This is a genomic window from Metabacillus hrfriensis (genome assembly GCF_030127205.1).
GTDB lineage: Bacteria > Bacillota > Bacilli > Bacillales > Bacillaceae > Bacillus_P > Bacillus_P dongyingensis.
The window spans coordinates 650,802-674,302 of record NZ_CP126116.1; the positions used below are offsets into that span (position 1 = coordinate 650,802).

The 23,501-nt window shown below is 40.4% G+C and carries 22 protein-coding genes; 10 read left to right on the top strand and 12 right to left on the bottom strand.

The genetic code is table 11. The annotated features are described in order from the left end of the window. Nucleotides 1-95: 95 nt before the first annotated feature. The 6 genes from QLQ22_RS03355 to cobA all read left to right on the top strand — a co-directional run bounded on the left by QLQ22_RS03355 (nt 96) and on the right by cobA (nt 9,754). Nucleotides 96-1,232, top strand: coding sequence for a DEAD/DEAH box helicase (locus QLQ22_RS03355; RefSeq protein ID WP_223439692.1), 1,137 nt, complete (start codon nt 96-98; stop codon nt 1,230-1,232). Between the two features lie 165 nt (nt 1,233-1,397). Then, entirely contained in the window at nt 1,398-3,767 is a 2,370-nt protein-coding gene (gene nirB, locus QLQ22_RS03360) for a nitrite reductase large subunit NirB (protein ID WP_284016001.1), read from the top strand. A 45-nt stretch (nt 3,768-3,812) separates the two neighbouring features. Next, a complete protein-coding gene (gene nasC / locus QLQ22_RS03365) occupies nt 3,813-5,960 on the top strand; it encodes an assimilatory nitrate reductase catalytic subunit NasC (RefSeq protein ID WP_284016002.1) in 2,148 nt (715 codons plus the stop codon). Nucleotides 5,961-6,142: 182 nt separating this feature from the next. After that, nucleotides 6,143-8,554, top strand: coding sequence for a nitrite reductase large subunit NirB (nirB, locus tag QLQ22_RS03370; RefSeq protein ID WP_284016003.1), 2,412 nt, complete (start codon nt 6,143-6,145; stop codon nt 8,552-8,554). Between the two features lie 35 nt (nt 8,555-8,589). Further along, a complete protein-coding gene (gene nirD / locus QLQ22_RS03375; RefSeq protein ID WP_284016004.1) occupies nt 8,590-8,910 on the top strand; it encodes a nitrite reductase small subunit NirD in 321 nt (106 codons plus the stop codon). 73 nt (nt 8,911-8,983) lie between these two features. Further along, nucleotides 8,984-9,754: a uroporphyrinogen-III C-methyltransferase gene (gene cobA, locus QLQ22_RS03380; RefSeq protein WP_252208022.1), complete on the top strand. Its 771-nt coding sequence runs from the start codon at nt 8,984-8,986 to the stop codon at nt 9,752-9,754. A gap of 385 nt (nt 9,755-10,139) precedes the next feature. Here cobA and QLQ22_RS03385 read toward each other — a convergent pair whose 3' ends face one another. From QLQ22_RS03385 to QLQ22_RS03415, 7 genes are all read right to left on the bottom strand, one after another. Next, nucleotides 10,140-11,015: a DMT family transporter gene (locus QLQ22_RS03385; RefSeq protein ID WP_284016005.1), complete on the bottom strand. Its 876-nt coding sequence runs from the start codon at nt 11,013-11,015 to the stop codon at nt 10,140-10,142. Nucleotides 11,016-11,575: 560 nt separating this feature from the next. Further along, nucleotides 11,576-12,781 carry a NarK family nitrate/nitrite MFS transporter gene (locus QLQ22_RS03390; protein WP_284016006.1) on the bottom strand — a complete coding sequence of 402 codons (1,206 nt, stop codon included), beginning with the start codon at nt 12,779-12,781 and terminating at the stop codon, nt 11,576-11,578. Between the two features lie 486 nt (nt 12,782-13,267). Then, nucleotides 13,268-13,450 (bottom strand): YfhD family protein, encoded by a 183-nt coding sequence (locus QLQ22_RS03395; RefSeq protein ID WP_223439710.1) that lies wholly within the window; start codon nt 13,448-13,450, stop codon nt 13,268-13,270. Between the two features lie 83 nt (nt 13,451-13,533). Further along, the gene (locus QLQ22_RS03400) at nt 13,534-13,662 is read right to left on the bottom strand and encodes a YfhE family protein (protein WP_083328406.1); all 129 of its coding nucleotides are present in this window, start codon (nt 13,660-13,662) and stop codon (nt 13,534-13,536) included. A 100-nt stretch (nt 13,663-13,762) separates the two neighbouring features. Next, nucleotides 13,763-14,320 carry a GNAT family N-acetyltransferase gene (locus QLQ22_RS03405; RefSeq protein ID WP_252208026.1) on the bottom strand — a complete coding sequence of 186 codons (558 nt, stop codon included), beginning with the start codon at nt 14,318-14,320 and terminating at the stop codon, nt 13,763-13,765. A gap of 308 nt (nt 14,321-14,628) precedes the next feature. Continuing rightward, entirely contained in the window at nt 14,629-15,756 is a 1,128-nt protein-coding gene (locus tag QLQ22_RS03410; RefSeq protein WP_223439713.1) for an amidohydrolase, read from the bottom strand. A gap of 23 nt (nt 15,757-15,779) precedes the next feature. Next, nucleotides 15,780-16,682, bottom strand: coding sequence for a TIGR01777 family oxidoreductase (locus QLQ22_RS03415; protein ID WP_252208027.1), 903 nt, complete (start codon nt 16,680-16,682; stop codon nt 15,780-15,782). Between the two features lie 161 nt (nt 16,683-16,843). Between QLQ22_RS03415 and recX the strand changes: the two genes are divergently transcribed. Further along, the gene (gene recX / locus QLQ22_RS03420; RefSeq protein WP_223439717.1) at nt 16,844-17,656 is read left to right on the top strand and encodes a recombination regulator RecX; all 813 of its coding nucleotides are present in this window, start codon (nt 16,844-16,846) and stop codon (nt 17,654-17,656) included. A 4-nt stretch (nt 17,657-17,660) separates the two neighbouring features. Here recX and QLQ22_RS03425 read toward each other — a convergent pair whose 3' ends face one another. Continuing rightward, nucleotides 17,661-18,332 (bottom strand): SDR family NAD(P)-dependent oxidoreductase, encoded by a 672-nt coding sequence (locus tag QLQ22_RS03425; protein ID WP_223439719.1) that lies wholly within the window; start codon nt 18,330-18,332, stop codon nt 17,661-17,663. Nucleotides 18,333-18,401: 69 nt separating this feature from the next. Between QLQ22_RS03425 and QLQ22_RS03430 the strand changes: the two genes are divergently transcribed. Further along, nucleotides 18,402-18,740, top strand: coding sequence for a YfhH family protein (locus QLQ22_RS03430; protein ID WP_223439721.1), 339 nt, complete (start codon nt 18,402-18,404; stop codon nt 18,738-18,740). Between the two features lie 38 nt (nt 18,741-18,778). Here the strand turns inward: QLQ22_RS03430 and QLQ22_RS03435 are convergent, their stop codons facing one another. Together QLQ22_RS03435 and QLQ22_RS03440 are read right to left on the bottom strand one after the other, a co-directional pair. Further along, entirely contained in the window at nt 18,779-18,937 is a 159-nt protein-coding gene (locus tag QLQ22_RS03435) for a YpzG family protein (protein WP_223439723.1), read from the bottom strand. Between the two features lie 30 nt (nt 18,938-18,967). Next, nucleotides 18,968-19,132, bottom strand: a complete 165-nt coding sequence (locus tag QLQ22_RS03440; protein WP_252208029.1) for a small, acid-soluble spore protein K — start codon at nt 19,130-19,132, stop codon at nt 18,968-18,970. A 112-nt stretch (nt 19,133-19,244) separates the two neighbouring features. On the opposite strand from QLQ22_RS03440, the gene QLQ22_RS03445 reads away from it, so the two are divergent. Beyond that, nucleotides 19,245-19,514: a YfhJ family protein gene (locus tag QLQ22_RS03445; RefSeq protein WP_223439727.1), complete on the top strand. Its 270-nt coding sequence runs from the start codon at nt 19,245-19,247 to the stop codon at nt 19,512-19,514. A 1,104-nt stretch (nt 19,515-20,618) separates the two neighbouring features. Here the strand turns inward: QLQ22_RS03445 and QLQ22_RS03450 are convergent. Next, nucleotides 20,619-21,599, bottom strand: coding sequence for a metal-dependent hydrolase (locus QLQ22_RS03450; RefSeq protein WP_284016007.1), 981 nt, complete (start codon nt 21,597-21,599; stop codon nt 20,619-20,621). Between the two features lie 363 nt (nt 21,600-21,962). Between QLQ22_RS03450 and mutY the strand changes: the two genes are divergently transcribed. After that, nucleotides 21,963-23,051 carry an A/G-specific adenine glycosylase gene (mutY, locus tag QLQ22_RS03455; RefSeq protein ID WP_284016008.1) on the top strand — a complete coding sequence of 363 codons (1,089 nt, stop codon included), beginning with the start codon at nt 21,963-21,965 and terminating at the stop codon, nt 23,049-23,051. Between the two features lie 165 nt (nt 23,052-23,216). Here mutY and QLQ22_RS03460 read toward each other — a convergent pair whose 3' ends face one another. Further along, on the bottom strand, nt 23,217-23,441 hold the full coding sequence (locus tag QLQ22_RS03460) for a hypothetical protein (RefSeq protein ID WP_223439733.1): 225 nt from the start codon (nt 23,439-23,441) through the stop codon (nt 23,217-23,219). Nucleotides 23,442-23,501 lie beyond the last annotated feature (60 nt).

A 23,501-nucleotide genomic window follows, 5' to 3' on the forward strand; every position in this document is an offset into this window, starting at 1 on the left:
AAGAGCTGTTTTTCCCTCCGCCGAAATGGTATATAATAAGAAAATGCGTCTTTCTTTATGAAAGACGGACTTCAGATACGAAAAGGTGAAAACAAATGAACAGCACATGGTCACTGCTTGAAGAAGCAAAACCATTTTTACAGGAAGCCTGGAAAAAGGCCTCGTATACAACTCCAACCGCTATACAGGAAAAAGCCGTGCCTGCCATATTGGACGGCCGCGATGTGATTGCAGAATCACCGACTGGAACAGGCAAAACGCTTGCCTATCTGCTGCCTGTCCTGCAGCGCATCAACCCTGAAAGCAAGAATGTCCAGACATTGATTATGGCGTCTTCAAGGGAACTTGTTATGCAAATCCATCAGGAGATTCAAAAATGGTCGGAGGGAAGCGGCATTTTAGGAGCTTCTTTCATCGGCGGAGCAAATGTGAAAAGACAGCAGGAAAAGCTGAAAAAGCGTCCGCAGATTATTGTCGGTACGCCGGGCCGTGTCTCTGAGCTTATTAAACAAAAGAAAATCAAAATGCATGAAGTTAAAACAATCGTCCTTGATGAAGGCGATCAGCTCCTTCAGCCTGAACATTTGTCCGATATTAAAAATATCATTAAAACAACACTTAAGGATAGACAGCTCTTGCTTTTCTCGGCAACTCTCCCGGAAAAAACAGAAGCAGAAGCGAGAAGCCTGATGCAAAACCCGGAAGTCATAAAAGTAAGCAGAGATGAAAGTGTCCAATCAGAAGTTGATCATATTTACTTCACTGCAGAAGCCAGAGATAAAATTGATTTACTTCAAAAGCTCTCAAGATTAGATGGGGCTAAAGCGATTGCATTTGTTAAAGATATTGGAAATGCAGCTGTTTTAGCAGAAAAGCTTATGTACAAAGGATTGCCGCTTGGTATTCTTCACGGGGATTCTACAAAGCGCGAGCGGGAAACAGCCATCAAAAGTTTCCGTGCAGGAGAGCTTCCGATGCTCCTTGCAACAGATGTAGCGGCAAGAGGCCTCGATATTGAAGGGGTTACACACGTTATTCATTATGACCTTCCCGAAACAGTTGAGCAATATGTTCACCGCTCAGGCAGAACAGGCCGAAATGGAGCAGACGGAACGGTCGTTTCGCTTGTGACAGAACGAGAAGAGCGTGAACTGAAGCAAATCTGCAGAGGATTAAAGGTTGAGCTTCATAAAAAGCGTTTTTATAAGGGTGAAATAGTAGAATCTAAATAAAAAAATCCCGCAGCCATCTGGCTGCGGGATTTTTTATATACGTCTCTCCTTTCTTGCTTATTACAAAACGTGTAAGGAAATGTAACATACTTACTACTTTTTTCAAGGATATATGAAATAATGATAATCTCAACTACCATCTTGAAGGATGTTGGAGGTTTCGAAATGACTAAACAAAAATTAGTAGTAGTAGGAAACGGGATGTCAGGGGCCCGATGTGTGGAGGAAATTGTTAAGAACGGCTCCGAAATGTTTGATATTACTGTCTTCGGAAGTGAACCCCACATTACTTATAATCGAATTTTATTATCTACCGTTCTGCAGGGCAGTATGACTTTTGAGGATCTTACAATAAATGATCATAATTGGTATGCCGAACATAATATACAGCTGTTTGCAGGTGAAACAGTGTTGAATATTGATACTTTGAATCAAATCATTCAAACAGATAAGGAGAGGGAGTTATCCTATGACAAGTTAATTCTTGCCACTGGTTCTGTTCCTTTTTTTCTTCCTGTCCCAGGAGCTGATAAAGAGGGAGTAATCGCTTTTCGCACAATTGATGATTGCCGGAAAATGATTGAAAGTTCGCGTCAATATAAAAAAGCGGTGGTTATTGGTGGAGGATTATTAGGCTTAGAAGCGGCGAGAGGACTATTAAACCTTGGCATGGAGGTTAGTGTCGTCCATATTTCAGAATATTTAATGGAGAGACAGCTTGATCAGACAGCATCTATCCTTCTTCAAAAAGAGCTGGAAAGGCAAGGCATGCACTTTCTTTTAAAAAAGGTGACACAGGAAATCATCGGAAACAGCCGTGCAAAAGGCGTTCGTTTTCAAGATGGAACAGAAACAGAGGCAGATTTAGTGATTATGGCTGCGGGAATCAGACCAAATATAAAGCTTGCAAAAGATAGCGGAATTCTCACAAACCGCGCTATTACTGTAAACGACTATTTAGAAACAAGTGCCGCCAATATTTACGCTGTCGGAGAGTGTGCAGAGCATCGCGGCATCGTTTACGGACTTGTAAAACCTCTTTATGAGCAAGGGGCTATAGCAGCGAAGCATATTTGCGGCATCAAAACTCAAGGTTATCAGGGATCAGTCCTTTCTACTCAGCTTAAAATTTCGGGAGTGGATGTATTTTCAGCCGGGCATTTCGATGATCAAGATTCAACAAAATCAATAACATCATTTGATGAACTTGACGGCTGTTATAAAAAGGCGGTTTTTCAAGATCGAAAACTCGTTGGCGCTGTTCTTTTTGGTGATACAAGGGCAGGTGCAAAATTATTTGATTTGATCTTGAAACAGAAAGACATATCCACAGAGGAAAAGAATAGCCTGTTTCAAACCTCCACACATTCCGGCGGAAGTCTCATTGCTGAAATGGCATGGAGTGATCTGATTTGCAATTGTAACGGAGTAACAAAAGGAGGCATTATTGAAGCTGTACAAAAGAACGGATTAACAACAGTTGAACAAGTGAAAACATGTACAAAGGCATCAAGTTCTTGTGGCGGCTGTAAGCCGGCAGTAAACGAACTTTTATTATATGTAAATAGTGATGAATTTGATGAAGTGATTGAAATAAAGAGCATGTGTTCATGTACTGATTTAACAGAAGATGAAGTCGTGCATGAAATGCAGCTCCAAAACTTATCATCTAATCAAGAAATCATGACTGCCCTTGGATGGAAAAATAGTGACGGCTGTCCAACCTGTAAGCCTGCTCTTACGTATTATCTGGGAATGATTTACCCAGAGTATGAGAACAGTCAAAAACTGATTTTTATAAACGAAAAAATGAATGCTGTCCGGCAAAGTGATGATCTGTACACGGTTATTCCCCAAATGTACGGTGGAATGACGAATGCTGAAGAACTCCGGAAAATTGCTGATGCAGCAGATAAATATAACATCCCAAAGGTTGCTGTAACAAGTGAACAAAGAATTCATTTAATGGGTGTTAAAAAAGAGGATCTAAAAGGGGTCTGGAGTGATTTAAACATGCCGCTTTCTTCTAAGGCCGGCAGCTATGTTCAAAACATCAAAACATGTACTGGAGAGCATATCTGCAGCTGCGATAAACAGCAATCCCTCATACTTGCCGTGGCTTTAGAAAAGAAACTTAATCTTATATCAGCGCCTTATCGTGTGAAAATAGGTGTATCTGCCTGCATGCATAATGGAGCAGGATCCACAACGAAAGATATAGGAATTATGGGAATTGACAGAGGCTGGGAAATATATGCAGGTGGGAGCAGCGGACGCAATGTGCGGGCGGGGGAATTATTGGCCGTAGCCAGTACAGATGAAGAAGCCATTAAATTAACCTGCGGTTTTATTCAATATTACCGTGAAACAGCCAATTATTCAGAAAGGACTTGGCAATGGATTGAGCGCGTAGGCTTACTTCATATCAGGGAAGTATTGTTTAATGAAGAACTTCTTTTGCAGCTTCTTCATTATTTTGAAAGCGACGCATCTCATCGGAAAAATTTGATGGAGAAGCAGCCGCTTATTACTTAACATTTCAGATTAATAATAAAGTGATTAAGCAAAGGACGTGAGAGCTTGACAGAGTTATTATTGAAATATTTCCGTGAGAAGCAGCAGGAAGTGCAATCGGAAAAATCATATGATACACAATGTCCATTTTGCAGTGTGCAGTGTAAGATGCAATTGCTTGAACAATCGATTGTCACAAGAAAAAAGTATGTGACAATTGGCAAAGACAATCCTGCTTCTGAGGGCCGTTTATGTATAAAAGGGATGAATGCCCATCAGCACGCTTTGCACAATGAACGTCTTAAATTTCCGTTATTAAAAATAAATGGTGAATTTATTCAAGTTTCCTGGGAGCAGGCTCTGGAACACATCAAAGAAAATTTTTATGAAATTCAAGCAAAAGATGGGCTAAATGCTTTATCTGTTTATGGAAGTGCATCCATTACGAATGAAGAAGCTTATTTACTTGGAAAATTTGCAAGAGTGGCTTTAAAAACGAAATACATCGATTATAATGGCCGTTTGTGTATGTCTGCAGCGGCTTCAGCTGCAACTCAAACTTTTGGGATGGATAGAGGTTTAACAAACAGCTTATCAGAAATTCCGTTCACAAAATGTATTATATTGGCGGGGACAAATATTGCGGAATGCCAGCCAACAATTATCCCTTATTTTGAAAAGGCAAAAGAAAATGGTGCCTTTATCATCGCAATTGATCCCAGAGAAACCGCGACAACGGATCTTGCTGACTTACATATGAAAGTTAAGCCTGGGAAGGATGCAGCTTTGGCTAATGGATTGCTGAAAGTGCTGATAGAGGAGGACCTTATCGACCATGAGTTTATCAGGAAACGTGTGGATAGTTTTGAGGAAGTAAAGGAGTATATTACTTCTTTGGATTTGGAAGAGATTGCTCACATGACTGGTGTTTCTGCTGATCAAATCCGTTTTGCAGCGAAAACGTTCGGGCAGGGAGAATCAGGAATGATCTTTACAGCAAGAGGTGTTGAACAGCAAACAGATGGATCTGCAGCAGTTCGAAATTTCCTGAATATTCTCCTCGTTACAGGGAAAATTGGAAAGCCTAACTCCGGTTATGGAGCTATTACGGGACAGGGAAATGGTCAGGGCGGGAGAGAGCATGGTCAAAAAGCAGACCAGCTGCCAGGATACCGCTCTATTGAAAACGATGAACACAGATCATATATTGCGAGTGTGTGGGGAATCGATAAAGGAGATTTACCAAGAAAAGGTGTCTCTGCTTATGAAATGATAGAGAAAATACATGAAGGTGAAATTACCGGAATGTTTTTAATGTGCTCAAATCCTATTGTTTCTAATCCAAATGCTGATTTTGTCAAAAAAGCATTAAAAAAATTAAAGTATCTTGTAGCTGTGGATATGTTTGTTTCCGAAACTGCAAAATTAGCAGATGTGATTTTGCCTGCTTCCTCCTATCTGGAAGATGAAGGAACGATGACCAATTTAGAAGGCCGAGTTACATTGCGGGAAGCAAGCTTTCCATCACCTGGACATGCGAAGCATGATTGGCAAATTATTTGTGAGATCGCTCGTGTCCTTGGAAAAGGCGAGTATTTTTCCTTTCAATCCGCTGAAGAAATTTTTAATGAATTAAGAGTGGCAAGCCGCGGGGGAACAGCTGATTATTATGGCATTACATATGATCGTCTAAGAAAAGAAGGAGGAATTCTGTGGCCATGTCCAGATATTGAACATGTTGGGACGAAAAGATTATTTGAAAAAGCTTTTGCACATCCGAATGGAAAAGCGGCTATGACACTCGTTCCAAACAGCCCGAATGTCCCGAAAGAAGAGCCGACTAAAGAGTTCCCATTATTTTTAACAACTGGAAGGGTTATGTCACACTACTTGACAGGGGTGCAAACAAGAAAAAGCTCATCACTGGCAGCCAGAAATTTCGAATCATTTATGGAAATTCACCCTAAAACAGCCAAGGAGTATCACATTAAAAATCATACGCTGGTGAAAATTGAGTCAAAGCGGGGCAGTATAATAGTCCGAAGCAAATGGTCAGAAAAGATTCGCCAGGATACCATTTTTGTCCCATTTCATTGGGCAGACTCTCAAAATATCAATCTGCTTGTCTCAAAAGAATTAGATCCGGTATGTAAAATGCCTGGATTTAAAGTGAGTGCAGTAAAAATAGCGCCTCTTGTTGAATCGGCAGAATAAATCAGAAGAATAATCCTAAAACCGGCTGCTTTTCACAGCCGGTTTTGCTTTTAAAAACATACGTTTGAAAGCAATATTTTAAATTATCAAAAAAAACAATGTTAGAAAACCTTACATAATAAGTTAAGTTTATTTCTTGCTGTGATATAGTTTAAGAAACTTTCTAGGAGGAGGAACGCCAAGTGAAGAAAAAGCTAATTCTTATCGGTAATGGAATGGCCGGCGTCAGAACCATTGAGGAGGTATTGAAGGTATCAGGCGAAGAGTTTGAGATTACGATTTTCGGAAGCGAACCACATCCGAATTATAATAGGATTTTACTTTCAAAGGTCTTGCAGGGAGATACAGAAGTTAAGGATATTACATTAAATGATTGGGAGTGGTACCAAGAAAATAACATTCAATTACATACGGGAGAAACGGTCATAAAAATTGATGCGGAGATGAAGACTGTTTTTTCTGACTCAGGAAGAGTCGAACGTTATGATGAGTTGATTTTAGCTACGGGATCTAATCCTTTTATTCTCCCTATTGCAGGTGCAGATAAAAAGGGTGTTACGGCTTTTCGTGATATAAGCGATACAGATGAAATGCTTGAAGCCTCCAAGAAATATAAAAAGGCTGCTGTCATCGGAGGAGGATTGCTGGGGCTGGAGGCGGCAAGGGGACTGTTAAACTTAGGTATGGATGTCTCTGTGATTCATCTGGCGCCAAGTTTGATGGAACGTCAATTGGATCCAATAGCTGGAAAGCTTTTGCAAAAAGAATTAGAAAACCAAGGGATGAAATTTCTGTTAGAAAAGCAAACTGAAGCGATAATCGGAAATGATCGGGCTGAAGGTTTGAGGTTTAAAGATGGTACGGAAATAGAAGCTGATTTAGTCGTAATGGCAGTTGGCATCAAGCCTAATACAAAGCTTGCAAAGGAAAGCGGGCTTTCGGTAAATCGGGGAATTATCGTCAATGATTACCTGCAAACAAATATTCCTCACGTATATGCGGTAGGCGAATGTGCAGAACATGACGGAATAGCCTACGGGTTAGTCGCACCGTTGTATGAGCAAGCGAAAGTATTAGCTAAACACATTTGCGGGAATCATACAGATCCATATAAAGGATCTGTTGTATCTACTCAATTGAAAGTATCAGGTGTTAACGTATTTTCTGCAGGCGATTTTATAGAAGGAGAAGATAAAAAAGCGATCAAGGTTTTTGATGATCAAGATGGAATCTATAAAAAAATCGTATTGCGGGGGAATCAAATTGTCGGCGCTGTTTTATTTGGAGATACGAATGAAGGCAGCCGTCTTTTCTCGATGATTCAAAAGCAAGCCGATGTTTCAGGGACATCCAAAGTATCCATCCTTCAGCCTGCAGGCGAATTGGCTGGATCAAGCCTTGTAGAAAGCATGAGTGCTGAAGAGATGATATGCGGATGCAATGGAGTATCAAAAGGAACCATTGTCGATGCTATTCAAAAGCAAGGATGCTCCTCAGTTGATGAAATAAAAGCTTGTACTAGTGCTTCCCGTTCATGTGGAGGCTGTAAGCCGCTGGTTGCAGAGCTATTGCAATGCACGCTTGGAGAAGATTTTGATGCCGGCTCTCAAAAAGAAGCGATTTGCAGCTGTACAGACTTATCAAGAGATGAAATCGTCGATGAAATTAAAGCCAAAGGATTATCGCATACAAAAGAGGTCATGAACGTTCTAGGATGGAATACAGAGGAGGGCTGTTCAAAATGCCGTCCAGCTCTGAACTATTATTTAGGGATGGTAAAACCGACTGAATATAAAGATGAGAGAGAATCACGTTTTGTAAACGAGCGCATGCATGCGAACATTCAGAGAGACGGAACATACTCGGTTGTACCCCGTATGTATGGCGGTGTTACAAATGCCAAAGATTTAAGGCGCATCGCAGATGTTGTAGAAAAGTATGAAATTCCGTTAGTAAAAGTAACTGGCGGACAGCGCCTGGATTTGTTTGGAGTTAAAAAAGAAGATTTGCCAGATGTATGGAAGGAGCTGGATATGCCTTCTGGTTATGCTTACGGTAAATCCCTTCGTACAGTGAAAACGTGTGTTGGGGAACAGTTCTGCCGCTTCGGCACACAAGATTCCATGTCACTTGGTATTGCCCTTGAAAAAAAATTCGAAGGATTGCAAACTCCGCATAAAGTAAAAATGGCCGTTTCTGCCTGCCCTAGAAGCTGTGCAGAATCTGGATTCAAGGATATTGGATATATTGGCATTGAAGGCGGATGGGAACTCTATGTAGGAGGAAATGGCGGAACGCACGTACGCGGCGGAGACTTGCTGATCAAAGTAAAAACGGAAGCAGAAGTGATGGAAATCACAGGTGCATATTTGCAATATTACCGGGAAACGGCAAACTATTTAGAGCGTACCTCCGCATGGATAGAGCGGGTTGGATTGACTCATGTTCAATCTGTTTTGGAAGATAAGGAAACATGTAAAAAGCTTAATGACCGAATGAATGAAGCTCTATCTGTCTATAAGGACCCTTGGAAAGAAATTGTAAATAATGATAAAACAAAAAAAGAATTGTTTGAGAATGTCGTTATGTCTTAATACAGCGGTCTGCAATGAAAAGGGGGAAATCATTCATGGTAAATAATAGTTTAATAAAAGTGCTGGTTTGTGCTGCTGATGAACTTCCAGAACGTTTAGGAAAAACGGTTCGTGTTGAAGGAAATGAGGTTGCGGTATTCAGATTATCTGATGGAAGAGTTCGTGCTGTCGAAAACCGCTGTCCTCATAAAGGCGGGGTGCTCACAGAAGGAATTGTCAGCGGTGAATATGTCTATTGCCCAATGCATGACTGGAAGATCTGTTTAGATAATGGCATGGTCCAGGATCCAGATAATGGCTGTGTAAAAACATATGAAACGATAATAGATGATAATGATATTTATCTTCTTTTGTAGAATGGGATCCGGTCAATGTAAATAGTATGGAGTCCAGAATCAGTTAGATACTTCTCAGAGCTGGAGGAAAAGGATGAAAAAAGGAAAAGTCTATATTGTTGGAGCTGGACCTGGTGACCCGGAATTAATTACCCTCAAAGCTGTGAAATGTCTTGCAGCAGCAGATGTCATCCTGTACGACCGTTTAGTCAATCCTGTCTTGCTGGAACATGCAAAGGAAGAAGCTGAGTTCATATACTGTGGTAAAATTCCGGGAAACCACTGTGTTCCACAAGAGGTTATTCAGAAATTGCTCATTGAAAAATCTCTTGAAGGGAAAACAGTTGTGCGATTAAAAGGCGGAGATCCATTCATCTTCGGGCGGGGTGGAGAAGAGGCAGAAGCGCTCGCCCGACTTGGCATTGCTTTTGAAATTGTGCCTGGCATAACAGCAGGAATAGCAGCGCCTGCGTATGCAGGCATTCCTGTTACCCACAGGGAGTATGGAGGTTCCTTTGCTTTTGTCACAGGTCACTGTACGACAGGTAAACCCGATAACATCCGATGGGAGTATTTAGCTAAAGGGGTTGACACGATATCCATTTACATGGGGATAAAAAATCTTCCTTATATATGCAGCCAGCTTCAATCTTGCGGTAAAAATCCCCAAACTCCAATAGCAGTAATCGAACAAGGCACGACAATGAATCAGCGGATTGTAACAGGGACTCTCGAAACAATCGTTGAAACAGTTAAAAGTGAAGCAGTCACAAATCCGGCCATGATTATTATAGGGGAAGTTGTTAATTTGTCGCAGCGTTTATCTTGGTTTTCACCAAGAAAAAGAGAGAAGGTATTCATATAAAACGGCAGTAGCTAATCAATATAAAAACGCTTAGGGAAATACCTAAGTAGCTCCGTTTTGGGAGAGCAGGCTAATTCGCAAGCGAATTAGACCTGCTATTTTTGTTGCAGTATTATGATTTTCACCGATTATGACCACTCAATTGGCTAGCGGGCAATAGTTATTGTCCAGCGAAATTTTTGTGTTAGTGTGCTATTCAACCTGTAAAACGATCCTTCTTTCTATTACGCAGTTTATTCCCAAACGTTTAATGGGATATTATTATAAATATGGGTTATTCGATTAAACGGCAGGTTAGTTGAATAATGACAAATAATTTACTCATGAATGAGTGTTGTAAGACAAGCAAAACCCCTTCAGATACATTTGAAGGGGTTTCTAAATACTATTTTTTCTCGTTGATAACGAATAAAACACCTGTGAGAATCAGGATAGAACCGATCCAAAACGTTACACCTATGTTCTCTCCCAGAATAAGCCATCCAAGTAATGTTCCAACCACGGGTTGAAAGAAGAAAAATATTCCTCCACTTGAGGCGTTAAGCATTTGTAATCCGCGATTCCAGAGTAGAAATCCGCCTGCTGTTGAAACAATACCCAAATATAAGAGTCCTCCCCAAATAGTCGGGTGAGTCAGTTCAGAGATATGAATTTCGTGTAACCGCGGCAAAACGAAAGGAGTCAACACGATTAGGGCTACTAAGATGGAATAGGTGGTTACCACAATTTGTGGATAATCACTTGGCAAAAGCTTTACAAGTACAGACATGAGTGCCCATGTTAATGCTGCAATAAGCAGTGCAATACCTCCAAGTGTGCCGGACATATTCACATCACCAATTCCGACAATGAGAAGTACTCCAATTGTCGCTAAACAAACGGAGATCCCCTTTTTTAACGTCAACCGTTCTTTAAGGATTAAGCGAGCAAAAATAACCATAAATGCTGGTGTTGAAGAAGTTATAATGGCTCCCATTTGTGCTGTGGAAAGCATTGTACCAGTTTCCTGAGCAACAATTGAAATGGTATTGCCAATGACCCCAATAGCTGTGATTAATAAGAAATAACGTTTCTCAATTCGCCAGTTTTGTCGTGTTATCAGGCCGATAACGAGAAGTGCAGCAATTGCCACTAAATATCGCATCCACACAAGTTCTAGTGGAGGTATGACCGATACTACAATTTTAACAACAACGTACATACCGCCCCAGATACTGGAAGCTAAAGTTAAATATAAAGAACCTAATAAGGTGTTTTTCATTTTTTATACCCTCCGTTTTTTAATTAGGTCGAAAATGCCCCTAACGGAGAGATGTAGTCACCTTCCCTCCACTAAGAGCAGAAGTGTGCTACTGGTACATCGTTTTCAAATAATGGAGTCCAATACATTATGTTCACCCCTAGTCCATTTTTTTCTACCTGCAATTATATGTATTTTATTATAGCAAAGAATATTATACCTGCGTTATCAGGCTTAATAGGAAATTACTATACTGAGAGCAGATTGTAAAAGGAGTGTACAAAGCAGGGTGCGTTAGTTAAAGACAAATTGTGGGTTGAGCAATTTAGGACTGAGGCCATATTGTAGTTATTCTATTAAAGGGGGGATAATGGAGTAAGATTTGAATACGGATCAAAAAGCCCAGTCCTAAAGGGACTGGGTTTTAGTATGCAAAAAACACCTCTAAAAGCGGTGCGAGATTTTAAGTTTTCCCCCTGTAAACGGACCCTTAGAAAATATCTAAGTGTTTTTTGATTTTCACCAACTTATTTGTTAAATATTATCTAAATTCTACTATAGAAGAAAATGCGTAATTAAAGCTAAATTTTGACTGACTTCTTACTGATAATCCACGTCTTTCTCCACGAAAACTGTGCTGATATTAAGATCGTCAATGCGGCAATTCCAACTACAGAAAAAACGGCAAATCCAGCATCATATGTGCCCGTAATTTGTTTTAAAGTACCAAGTATGTTTGGTACAAGAAATCCTCCTACACCGCCAGCTGCCCCTACAATTCCGGTAATAAAACCAATTTCTTCGGGAAATCGCTGTGGAACTAACTGAAAGACAGCTCCGTTACCCATACCAAGGAACAGCATGCCGAGAAACAGCAGAACCGTAACGGCAGTAAAAGATGATAGAACACTAACTCCAAGCATACTGATCGCAACGCCAACAAACAAGAACAATAGAAGTTTAACTCCGCCTATCTTGTCTGCGATAAATCCTCCAACTGGACGAAAGAAACTGCCTGCGATGACACATAATGTTACAAAGTCACCTGCTCTAACCCTGGTTAACCCGTATTCATCCACAAAATAGATGCTCAAAAAGCTGGTAAACCCTATAAAACCTCCGAAGGTTACACTATATAGCAGGCAGAAATACCAAGTATCCTTCATTTTAAATACATTAAAATATTCTTTGACTGGTTTAGCAGCAGGCTGTGATGGAGCGTCCTTTGCGATTAATAGATAAATGACGAAAACGATAGATAAAGGGATTAAGGCTAATCCCATTACATTATGCCAGCCAATTGATTCTGCAAGACGCGGTCCGAATAATGTTGCAAAAAGTGTACCGCTATTTCCTGCTCCAGCTATCCCCATGGCAAGGCCCTGCAAGTGGGGAGGATACCAGCGGCTGGCCATAGGAAGAGCAGCAGCAAAGCTTGCACCTGCAACTCCAAGCAAGATTCCAATCATATAAAGTTCTGCTAAACTTTCTCCTAATAACCATCCCCACAAAAGGGGAATCATTGTAACCAGCATACCGCCGATTGCTGTTTTCCGAGGGCCGATACGGTCTGTCAGAATACCTAAAATGAGCCGGAATAACGATCCTCCTAAAATTGGAATGGCCACAATCAATCCTTTTTCAGCTGGTAAAAGTCCAAAATCCTTTGTAATATAAACCCCTAATGCCCCTAATAAAACCCAAATCATAAAACTGACATCAAAATAAAGAAATGATGCAAAGAGGGAAGGGGCATGACCGCTTTTTCTCAAGTCATTTAATTTCATTATCATCTCTCCTAATTTAATTTTTTTAAATATTCACTTATTCTACTATTAGTGAATGGAGATTTCTTTATTCGTGTAAGGAAACATGACATACTTTTAGTTGGAGATGCTATAAATAAAAAAAGAGCTGCCTGCTGGCAGCTCTTTTTCAGATATCATGATGACAATCATTGATGTATAGTTAAAATTTGTAAAATCTCCAAAAAATATACGAATATCCATTAAAATATTTATCCACAATGAAAACCCATAAAATTTAAAGGGTCCACAAATTTATACACATTATTCACAGTTTAAATAGAGGTTGTCCACAATATTACTAAAAAATCTGACAATTTTTCATTCAATCATATTAATATGTGTCTAATTTATATTATCCACAAAATTCACATGGGTGTGGATAACATTATCCACAGATTATCTAAGAGAAATAATAAAAAGGAGAGCGCATTAAGCACTCTCCTTTTTGTATCGTATATAAATCGTTTATTTTCCCTGACGCTCATCTGCAGCTTTAGCTCTTGCTTGAGCTGTTTTATCTGCCTGATCTGCGAGTTCAGCCGAATATTCTTCATAAACTCCATCAGATTCTTTTTTAAGATTTTTTGGAACTTGTGCTAAATCATTTTTGCTTTTGCTTCTAGAATGCTGACTGTTTGCTCTGCCCATTTTTTAGCCCCCCTGAAGTTAGCTTGAACATTCATATGTTCATTGCTTAGTTTTATCTCAACTGGAGGATGGTATGCTGGCAGTTAATGACTTGATTTGCTGTTTATGTATCCGCCTGCACGGTCAGCCATTTTAAAAGCTCTTGAATAGGTTACTTCCTGTGCACCGCTTAAAGAATTGCGGGTTTTTTCGCGTTTTCTTTTATCAGCCATTTCGTTCACCCTTTCTTTTATGTGTCAGCACTATTTTTGTCATCTTTCATGAATCTCATACAAAAAAACCTGCTCAAGAAGATAAGCAGGTTTTGTATCATTATGCTTCTTTAAGATGCTGTTCCCCGGTTTCAGCGGCAGTACGCATCGTATAGAAGGTATATAGGTCTTTTGAAATTTCGTATAAGTTATAAATATCCTCGCCCTGATTGATTTCGTCGAGAAGAGGCTTTCTTGTTTCATTGGCATTTACGACATAAGGCAGCTTTTCAGCGGCTTTTGTTGAGCGAATGTTTTTCTTTCTGATGCGGAGAAAAATCCGTTCAATGTCAAGCTCAAAAAAGAGTTCATTGAAAAAAGCATCTTTAGCAGCCTGGTTATAGCCTTTTCCGTGAAATGGCTTCCCCAGCCATGTACCAAGAAACCCCGCATTGTCCTGAACATCAAATAAACTGATCGTTCCGATTGGAGAGCCCCATTCATCGAGAATGGTACGTGAAATCAATTCCCCGCGCTCTTCTGCTTCAATCGTTTGTTTGGTTAAAAATAGATATTCATCAATTGATGCAGCTTTGTGGCGCACAAAAGGGAAGACATCAGGGTGAACCATTTGATCATAGAGCGGCTGACTGTCTTGAATATCACGTTTTTTTAGCATCTGCTATCCCTCCAACCAGAGGGCAGACTTACAGACTTGTCGTGTTGAAGTCCCACCCTCGAAATTTTTTAAATTAGATAAAAAAATTTCGGGGTGGGAATCGAACCCACTAGGACCAGTTTACTGGTGGCGCACCATTTGCCTTCCCACGCATTTGCATCATTCGGTTTTTAGTAATTATTTTATTACTCTATCCTCTCGTATCATACTCGATTTTTTTTCAAAATGAAACTATTTTTTTGTTATTTTTTTATGAATTTAAGTACATTTTTTCATGCGGGAAAATGCGTATATTTCAAGAGGGAAATTCAGGTTTTTTGAAAGGCGATTTTCCCGTCAATCATTGTCAGCTCGGGCTTTGCAAGGTAGTGAAAAGGGTGGTGATTCCATAGGACTATGTCCGCGTCTTTTCCTATTTCAAGACTCCCTGTGCGATCATCAATTAACAGGTTTTTGGCAGCAGTAATGGTAATGGCTTCTAGCGCCAATTTTTCCTCAAAACCTTCTCTTACGGCGATGGATGCCACAACATTTAAGTACTGTATAGGTGTATATGGATGATCTGTTGTAATGGAGACCTCAACGCCGCGGTCTGCTAATGCCTGATAAGTAAGCCAGCTTTTATTTTTAAGCTCTACTTTGGACTTTCTTGTCAGAGTAGGACCTACGCTGACCTTTATGTTTTTGCCTATAAACTCATCTGCAATAAGATGTCCTTCTGTACAATGTTCAATTCTGAAATCAAGATTGAATTCTTCAGCAAATCGTATGGCTGAAAGGATATCGTCTGCACGGTGAGCATGAATACGTACCGGTATTTCGCGATTTAGCACTTTGCGGATGGAAATGGATCTGAAATCATCAGGCTCTTTGCTGCACTGTGCTTTGTAAAAAGCCTCTCTGAGCATCCCCATAATACCCATTCTCGTAATGGAATCTTTGTTGCCATGACTGTGAATGCGTTTAGGATTTTCCCCAAGTGCGATTTTCAAAGCGGCCGTTTCAACGACGATCATGTCCTTAATATTTACGCCATGTGTTTTAATGACAGATGTTGTGCCTCCGATCACATTTGCACTTCCAGGCATAATATGAACGGTGGTAATGCCATACTGAACGGCATCTTTAAAACCTTGATCAAGAGGATGAACCCCGTCAAGAGCGCGAATGTGAGGAGAGAGCACTTCAATGGTTTCATTGGCATCATTTCCTGCCCATCCTGTACCTTCATCATAAAGGCCAAGATGTGTATGAACATCAATGAAGCCAGGTAACAAGAATTGCTCCTTGCAGTCAATGATTTTAGTTCCTTCCGGGCATGGCAGCTGTTTGCCGATTGCCGTAATTTTGCCGCGGGAAACATAGAGATCGGATTGATAAAGTACTTTTGATGTAACGGGATAAATTGTTGCGTTCCTAAATAAAAAGCTATCCATGATAAACTCCTATTCTGGTGTCCTTATGTGGATTTTAATATGTCAGATAGAGCTTCTTCAAGCACTGAATGAGAAAATTGAAAGTTATTTTCCAGTGCGACTTTCGGAATCACCCGCTGGCCTTCGAGAACAAGCATGCTTTTTTCTCCGAGTGCCAGCTTTAAAGCGAAGCTTGGTGCGGGAACCAAATGAGGACGGTGCAGCACTTTGGCAACCGTTTTTCCGAAATCCTTCATTTGAACAGGATTTGGAGATGCTGCATTAACAGGACCTTCAATCGATTTTTGAAGAAGCAAAAAGTGAATAAGTTTCACTACATCATTTATATGAATCCATGACAGCCATTGTGTACCGGAGCCAACCGTTCCTCCAGCAAATAATTTATAAGGCAGTACAATAGAAGGAAGAGCGCCTTTCTCTCCTAAAATAATACCGAAGCGGGTAAATACAGTCCGAACACCAAGGTCTGATATCCTGGCTGCTTCTTGCTCCCATTTAATAACCGTTTCTGAGAGAAAGTCTGATGCTTTCGGTCGTGATTCCTCTGTAAATGTCTCTTCTTCCGATGTCCCGTAAATTCCGACCGCGCTTGCATTTATTAGCACCTCTGGCTTAGTCTCCAGGTTTTGAATGATCCTGTATACTTCACTGGTCGTTTTGACTCGGCTTTCAACAATTTGTTTTTTGGCTTCATCCGTCCACCTGTCATTTATGGATTTACCTGCAAGGTTAATGAAAGCACTTATTCCATCTAGTTCGCGTTCAGGAGCTGCACCTTCAGTCATCCATTCAATGTATTGAAGTCCGGATTTCGTACTTTCTTTTTTCGTTCTGCTCAAAATCAGCACTTGGTTTCCGTTTTCTAAAAGATAGTCAGTGAGCTTCTTTCCTATAAAACCGGTTCCGCCAGCAATCGCAATTTTCATTGTATCACTCCTTGTTATTCTCTATCCTTATATTTCAGCAATCAAACCCCGATAATCCTTCTTAATATGCTGAGAAACATAAGTTTCTTTAAATGGTGCGCCGTCGCTTACACTAAGCCTTCTAAAAGCGAAATATGATAAGATGAAGGAGAGGTGTCAATATGCCAATAATAACGAAAATTACGGCTCAAAAAAGCAGTGAAGAGCGTTTCAATATCTTTTTGAATGAGGGAAACGGCGAAAAATTCGCATTCAGTGTCGATCAGAATGTCCTTTTAAAATTCGGTCTTAAAAAAGGTCTTGAACTGGACGAGATGGAAATCCTGGAAATTCAATATGGAGATTCCGTGAAAAAAGCGTTCAATAAAGCCATTGAATTTTTAGGATTCCGAATGCGCTCCGAAAAAGAAGTTGCGGACATGCTTCTGAAAAAAGAATATGCAGAAGCCGTTGTTTCTGAAGTGATGCACCAGCTGCGCCACTATAAGTATGTAAACGATGAAGAGTTTGCAGATGCTTATATCCGCACGCACTGGAAAACCGGCGGAAAAGGGCCCGGTGTGATGAAGCAGGAGCTTTCATTAAAAGGAATCAGCAAGGACATTGCCGAAAAAGCTCTTTTGCAGTATTCAAAAGAAGATCAAGTGGAACAAGCGATGGTCCACGCCGAAAAGGTCGTTCGGAAAGAATCGAAGATCTCCACTGTACAGATTAAGCAAAAAGTGGAACAGACACTTATGAGAAAAGGCTTCAGCTATGATGTCATTTCTATTGTAAAAGAAGAATTAATGTATGAAAATAATGATGAAGAAGAGTGGAATTCTCTTGTTCTTCAGGCAGAAAAACTGAAAAGGAAGTATGCCAAAGGAGCAGCACAGTCACAATATAAAATGAAAATGAAGCAGGCTTTATACAGAAAGGGTTTCTCAATTGAAATCATCGACCGTTATTTAAGCGAAGAAGAGCAGGATTGATATCCTACTCTGCAATGATTTCTGTTCTGCCGTCATCAAGACGATAAATCTTTTCTGCAATAACTGCCGGTGATTTAAGACGGGTTTTATCCTTAATGTGTTCGTTATTGTCCCAAAAGGGTGTATCCATGCCGCCCATATAAGCTCCGGCAATCGAAATGTCCGTTCCGTCCAGCTCTTTTACAAGACTTTCTGTAAAACCTCTGACGGCGAATTTCGATGCGACGTACACACTTTCGTTTACCTTGCCCCGCAGTCCGGCGGTAGAGATAATATTTAGAATTTTACCTGTACCTTTTTTCGTAAATTCTTTTATAAAAGCCTGGGTTAAAAAAATGGTGCCTTTAACATTTGTATCCAGCATTTCACTGATTTCTTCAGCAGATAATGAAGTTACGGGCCCAAAGTGGCCTACTCCCGCATTGTTAATGAGTGCAGCTGCATCGTGCTTGGTGAACAACGATGTGCATAAAGTCTCTACTTCATGCTGGTTTTGGATATTCACGGTATATGTAAAGACTTCAAGCTCCTGGCTTTGCAGCAGAATGTCTTTTGTTTGCTGAAGCCGTTCTTGATTTCTCCCGATTAAAATAATTTCATTAAAACTATTGCTGTATTGCAGAGCAAGTGCTCGCCCAAGCCCAGATCCGGCTCCTGTAATAACTATAGCTGACATTGGCTCACTCCTTCTAATTATTACTTATATTCTATACTTATTTTAAAGAAATGAGAAAGGATGATCATTTTGCAGACAAAACGATACAGTACTCTGACTGAATATGAGCTAAAAACAGAAATTGCCCAGCTGCGTGAAAAAGCTCGTAAAGCGGAACAATTGGGAATGGTTAATGAATTTGCGGTTTTAGATCGTAAAATGACAATGGCGCAAGCCTATTTACTGAATCCGGACAGCTTCTTGCCGGGAGAGGTTTATGAAATAGAAGGGGCACCAGGAACGTTTTTCAAAATCACCTATATGAATGGTGTCTTTGCCTGGGGCTATCGTCTGGAAAGCCCAAGTGAAGAAGAGGGTATTCCGATTTCAATGCTCGGTGAGAAAAAGGATGAAAACGAACCACACTGAATATTTTCATTCAGCATGATTCGTTATTCATTAAAAATCTATGATCTTTTTCTTGTTTGTGCTTCTAAAATAATTAAGTCCTGGGTCAGCTGTGTCTGTCCATTTACCTGAGAATGTGCATGTTTAGGATTAGCCCAGGGCTGCTGAAACGGATTTTCATATCTGTTGTTATAGAACTTCTTATGGTTTGAACCCATTATAAGCACCTCCGCAAAATTTATGCAAAATCAAGAACCAATATCATTGCGTTCGCCTGATGCTCTCATTCTTTCCTGCGGGTTAGTGTTGGTCGTACCATTCGCTCTTTTTGAGGCGAAGTCATCTTTTGCTCTTGGTTCTCCCTCAAACTTATTGCTGGATTGAATCGGAAAGTCTTTTGCTTTATTCCGCATGCGTATGACCTCCAATGGGTTTAAAATAGCTTCAATAACTGAAGCGTATTTATAGTATGTGATGCTGATGCTAAAACTATAAGCAAGAATCAATGCCACGAGGTGATGAAAAATGGAAACATATTATGAACGTTTAACTAAGCTGCTGATGGAAAAAAATCCGTCTTTAAGCTATGAAAAAGCCCGGACGTGGATTGAACTCCTTTGGGAGGATTTTGAAGCAACCTACGCCAAAGCTGGCGAAAAATACCGCGGAAAAAATGTAACGGAGAAAATAGTGACGCAGTGGATTACCAACTACGGTGAGCATTTGCATGAGTTTTTAGCAACAAATCCTAAATATAAACATTTATTGAATGATGATGATCATTTGCTGCATTAAAAAAGTTTGATTCATGAGAAATGTTATCTTTATTGAAGGGGATAACCGAAAAATATAGATGAAAATGGGTACTGAATTTCACCGAAATTTGTACCCGTTTTTTTTGACCGATTTGTAGTCCTGTTTAAAGAATTAGTGGCCATCTTTGAGTTCTCAAAAACGGAAAGTAAATCTGTTTGAGGACTCAAAGGGGTGCTATGAGTCCTCTAAATGGGAGAGTAAGCTTGTTTGAGGACTCAAAGTCATGTTATGAGTCCTCAAAAAAGGAAAGTAAACCTGTTTGAGGACTCAAAGGCGTGGTATGAGTACTCTAAATGGGAGAGTAAGCTTGTTTGAGGACTCAAAGGCGTGGTATGAGTACTCTAAATGGGAGAGTAAGCTTGTTTGAGGACTCAAAGTCATGCTATGAGTCCTCAAAACCGGAGAGTAAGCTTGTTTGAGGACTCAAAGTCATGCTATGAGCCTCAAAAGCGGAGAGTAGTCCTGTTAGAGAACTCAAAAGTGTGGTATGAGTCCTCAAAACTGGAGAGCAGCCTTGTTAGAGGAGTCATAGGCGTGGTATGAGTCCTCAAAACCGGAGAGCAGCCTTGTTAGAGGACTCAAAGGAGTGGTATGAGTCCTTAAAAACGGAAAGTAAACCTGTTTGAGAACTCAAAGGGGTGCTATGATTCCCCAAAAACGGACAGTAAGCTTGTTAGAGGACTCAAAGGCGTGGTATGAGTCCTCTAAATGGGAGAGTAAGCTTGTTTGAGGACTCAAAGGAGTGCTATGAGTCCCCAAAAGCGGAGAGCAGCCTTGTTAGCGGACTCAAAGGAGTGGTATGAGTCCTCAAAACCGGAAAGTAAACCTGTTAGAGGACTCAAAGGAGTGCTATGAGTCCCCAAAACCGGAGAGTAAGCTTGTTTGAGGACTCAAAGGAGTGATATGAGTCCCCAAAACCGGAGAGCAGCCTTGTTAGAGGACTCAAAGTAGTGATATGAGTCCCCAAAAAACGAAAGTAAGCTTGTTTGTGGATTCCACCACCATCTATAATTCCCCGAAAAACTAAAAAAACGCCCAGATAATGAAATCAGGCGTTTTTGTTCTCTGTTAGGCTCAAGTCTTCTATTCAGGCAATAAATCCAATTTCTTTCTGAGCTTTTCCTCACTGAATATCCAGCCTGTATAAGAACTGACAATGTTTAAATCCTGATCGAGCTGAACGATGGCAACAAAGGGATAATGCCCTTTGCTCCGGTAGCGCAAGTCGATAAATTTCACCTCGTAATGGTCTGTATATTCGTCAACCTCCCACCTGTAAACAGGGGAGAAAGATAAGAACGCAGAAATATTTTCATCCTGTTCAGCAGCTTGAATAACATCTGTTTGAGGTACTGGAACCCGGTCATATTCATCAAGGATTGTCAGTTCATTATTAAGTGAACGTCCCACATAATAATGGTTTTTTGAAATGATCGCGATCCGCCATTTTCTGAATTTCATCGTCGGAGAAATAATGATTTTTTCTACATCGCCATATTTCTCATGGATTTTATGAACAATTCTTCTCTTCATGATAAATCTGAGAATGTAGTACCCGAATGCAACGATAAAGACAGTTATAAATGTATAGCCTGCAGGTGTTCCAAATATCCAAACCACAATTCCTGCTGTGTAAATCAAAAACAAGATTGGATCAAAGGTATTAATCATGCCAAGTGCGATCCACTTTTTTGAAAATGGACGAAGTGCCTGGGTTCCGTAAGCATTAAAAATATCAACAAATACATGAAGTACAACAGCAACTGAGGTCCATACGGCCAAATGCAGCAAATCAGCTCGCGGGATGATCCAGTACAAAAGAGCAGTAATTAAAACGGACCAAAGAATTACAGCAGGTATAGAGTGAGTAATCCCACGGTGATTGCGAATATATTTAGCGTTATTTCTGAATTTTAATACGGTATCAAGATCGGGAGCCTGAGACCCTGCAATGGCTCCGATCATAACAGCCTGTGCAGTCACAGGATCTGTGCCTACTGCCGGATCAAGTGTTGCAAGCCCGCCGAGAGCAATACCCATCACAACATGTGTGCCTGTATCCACCCATTAAAACCTCCTGTCACTTTCATATGATGTATAAGGTTTTCTCATCCCTTTATTTTATAGGATATATTACTGATTATTATGGTTTTTGTGAGTAGGCATGCCTGCCCCTTTTTAATTTGCGGCGAATGCTGTATGATTTTTTAGTTGACACAATCAAAGCGCAAGCGCCCGTTTAGCACCGACAGACAGATAAGAAATCACCCGAAAAGTCCGGGGTTGTATTTTTTTGGAGATTTTATTCTGGGCGCGGAGCTAGAAATCAAAGCGCAAAATTTTTATACTTTCTTAAAACTCAAATGAAAGCCTACCATCTATTTTCCCAAATTTCCTATAAAAATAACATACGGAGGATATTTAAATATGCTCGACTCAATTGAAAAAAATTTACATTCAATGAATATAGACGAATTTAGAAAAGATTTAATTTCGTGGTATTTGCTTGAGAAAAGAGATCTGCCTTGGAGACTTGATCAGGATCCTTATAAAATATGGGTTTCTGAAATTATGCTTCAGCAGACAAGAGTTGATACAGTAATTCCGTATTTTCTTGCCTTCACAGAAAAGTTCCCGACACTTGAAGCACTGGCTGATGCGGATGAAGAAGATGTTCTGAAAGCGTGGGAGGGACTTGGCTATTATTCAAGAGTACGCAACTTGCATTCGGCTGTTAAAGAGGTCATGAGCAGCTACGGGGGCATTGTACCTGATACACCTGAGGAGATCAGTAAACTAAAAGGAGTGGGTCCTTATACAAAAGGGGCCATTTTGAGCATTGCCTACAACGTGCCGGAGCCGGCAGTAGATGGTAATGTGATGAGAGTGATGGCGCGTATTCTATCTATTTGGGAGGATATCGCAAAGCCGAAAACACGCAAGATTTTTGAAAACATTCTATATGAGGTAATCTCAAAGGAACAGCCTTCAGAATTTAATCAGGCATTAATGGAGCTTGGCGCGATTATTTGCACCCCAACGTCCCCAGCATGTCTTATGTGCCCTGTCAGGGAGCATTGCCACGCGTTCCATGAAGGTGTTCAAAGTGACCTCCCTGTCAAAAGCAAGAAGAAAAAGCCTAAGCAAGTCACTATGGCCGCTGCCGTTCTTAAAGATGAAGATGGCCATTATTACATCCATAAACGCAATTCTTCAGGACTTCTCGCAAATTTATGGGAGTTTCCAAACTGTGAAACATCGATTGACATCGTCTCGCAAAAAGAACAGCTTGTGAATTTCCTAAATGATGAATATGGGACTGATGCTGAGCTTGAACCGCTTACAGGCACCATTCAGCATATATTTTCTCATTTAGTCTGGAACATTTCCGTCTATACCGGTCAGCTTAAACCTGGCAGCAGCTATAAAGATCTTGTAAAAGTGACAGAAACTGAAATGCAGAGATACGCGTTTCCTGTTTCACATCAGAAGATTTATCAGATGTCACTTCAGTAATGTTTTTGATAAAACGGGTGAGAGTGTGCAAAAAAATTTGTGGAAATTAAGTGAGTTTGCCATAATTACATAATTTACAGAGATAGGAGTTTTTCACCCGTGAACAAATTGATATGCATGCTTCATTTAAAAACACAAAACCGGCCTGATTACGGCCGATTCGTGTTAGTCATAGCTTATTTTTGTCCCGTGTGTGTAATCAGCTTCATTGCGGTTTAAACCGCCCCGTTCTTCAATTTCCTGGATGATCTCACGGTGTATTGTTTGTCCTTCGGCGTTTAAATAAAGCATCATTTGCTGAAGTCCATGATGAAAGTAAGCTAATTCATTGTCCTTCCACTCATGGATGGACATCATGGATAATTCAGTCATATCACGGCCTACATACATAAGCAATCCTCCTCTACTACTCGCTTGTCCTATTGTTTGATACAATAAAAGCAACTATAC

Bases quoted from the DNA above. Each gene is read 5' to 3' on its own strand.
- QLQ22_RS03435 (WP_223439723.1), bottom strand. From the start codon at position 18,937: ATGGGTTCAAACCATAAGAAGTTCTATAACAACAGATATGAAAATCCG.
- QLQ22_RS03405 (WP_252208026.1), bottom strand. From the start codon at position 14,320: ATGCTAAAAAAACGTGATATTCAAGACAGTCAGCCGCTCTATGATCAA.
- QLQ22_RS03425 (WP_223439719.1), bottom strand. From the start codon at position 18,332: ATGTCAGCTATAGTTATTACAGGAGCCGGATCTGGGCTTGGGCGAGCA.
- nirD (WP_284016004.1), top strand. From the start codon at position 8,590: ATGGTAAATAATAGTTTAATAAAAGTGCTGGTTTGTGCTGCTGATGAA.
- QLQ22_RS03390 (WP_284016006.1), bottom strand. From the start codon at position 12,781: ATGAAATTAAATGACTTGAGAAAAAGCGGTCATGCCCCTTCCCTCTTT.
- cobA (WP_252208022.1), top strand. From the start codon at position 8,984: ATGAAAAAAGGAAAAGTCTATATTGTTGGAGCTGGACCTGGTGACCCG.
- QLQ22_RS03385 (WP_284016005.1), bottom strand. From the start codon at position 11,015: ATGAAAAACACCTTATTAGGTTCTTTATATTTAACTTTAGCTTCCAGT.
- recX (WP_223439717.1), top strand. From the start codon at position 16,844: ATGCCAATAATAACGAAAATTACGGCTCAAAAAAGCAGTGAAGAGCGT.
- QLQ22_RS03400 (WP_083328406.1), bottom strand. From the start codon at position 13,662: ATGGCTGATAAAAGAAAACGCGAAAAAACCCGCAATTCTTTAAGCGGT.
- QLQ22_RS03460 (WP_223439733.1), bottom strand. From the start codon at position 23,441: ATGTATGTAGGCCGTGATATGACTGAATTATCCATGATGTCCATCCAT.
- mutY (WP_284016008.1), top strand. From the start codon at position 21,963: ATGCTCGACTCAATTGAAAAAAATTTACATTCAATGAATATAGACGAA.
- QLQ22_RS03395 (WP_223439710.1), bottom strand. From the start codon at position 13,450: ATGGGCAGAGCAAACAGTCAGCATTCTAGAAGCAAAAGCAAAAATGAT.
- QLQ22_RS03355 (WP_223439692.1), top strand. From the start codon at position 96: ATGAACAGCACATGGTCACTGCTTGAAGAAGCAAAACCATTTTTACAG.
- nirB (WP_284016001.1), top strand. From the start codon at position 1,398: ATGACTAAACAAAAATTAGTAGTAGTAGGAAACGGGATGTCAGGGGCC.
- QLQ22_RS03445 (WP_223439727.1), top strand. From the start codon at position 19,245: ATGGAAACATATTATGAACGTTTAACTAAGCTGCTGATGGAAAAAAAT.
- QLQ22_RS03440 (WP_252208029.1), bottom strand. From the start codon at position 19,132: ATGCGGAATAAAGCAAAAGACTTTCCGATTCAATCCAGCAATAAGTTT.
- QLQ22_RS03415 (WP_252208027.1), bottom strand. From the start codon at position 16,682: ATGAAAATTGCGATTGCTGGCGGAACCGGTTTTATAGGAAAGAAGCTC.
- QLQ22_RS03410 (WP_223439713.1), bottom strand. From the start codon at position 15,756: ATGGATAGCTTTTTATTTAGGAACGCAACAATTTATCCCGTTACATCA.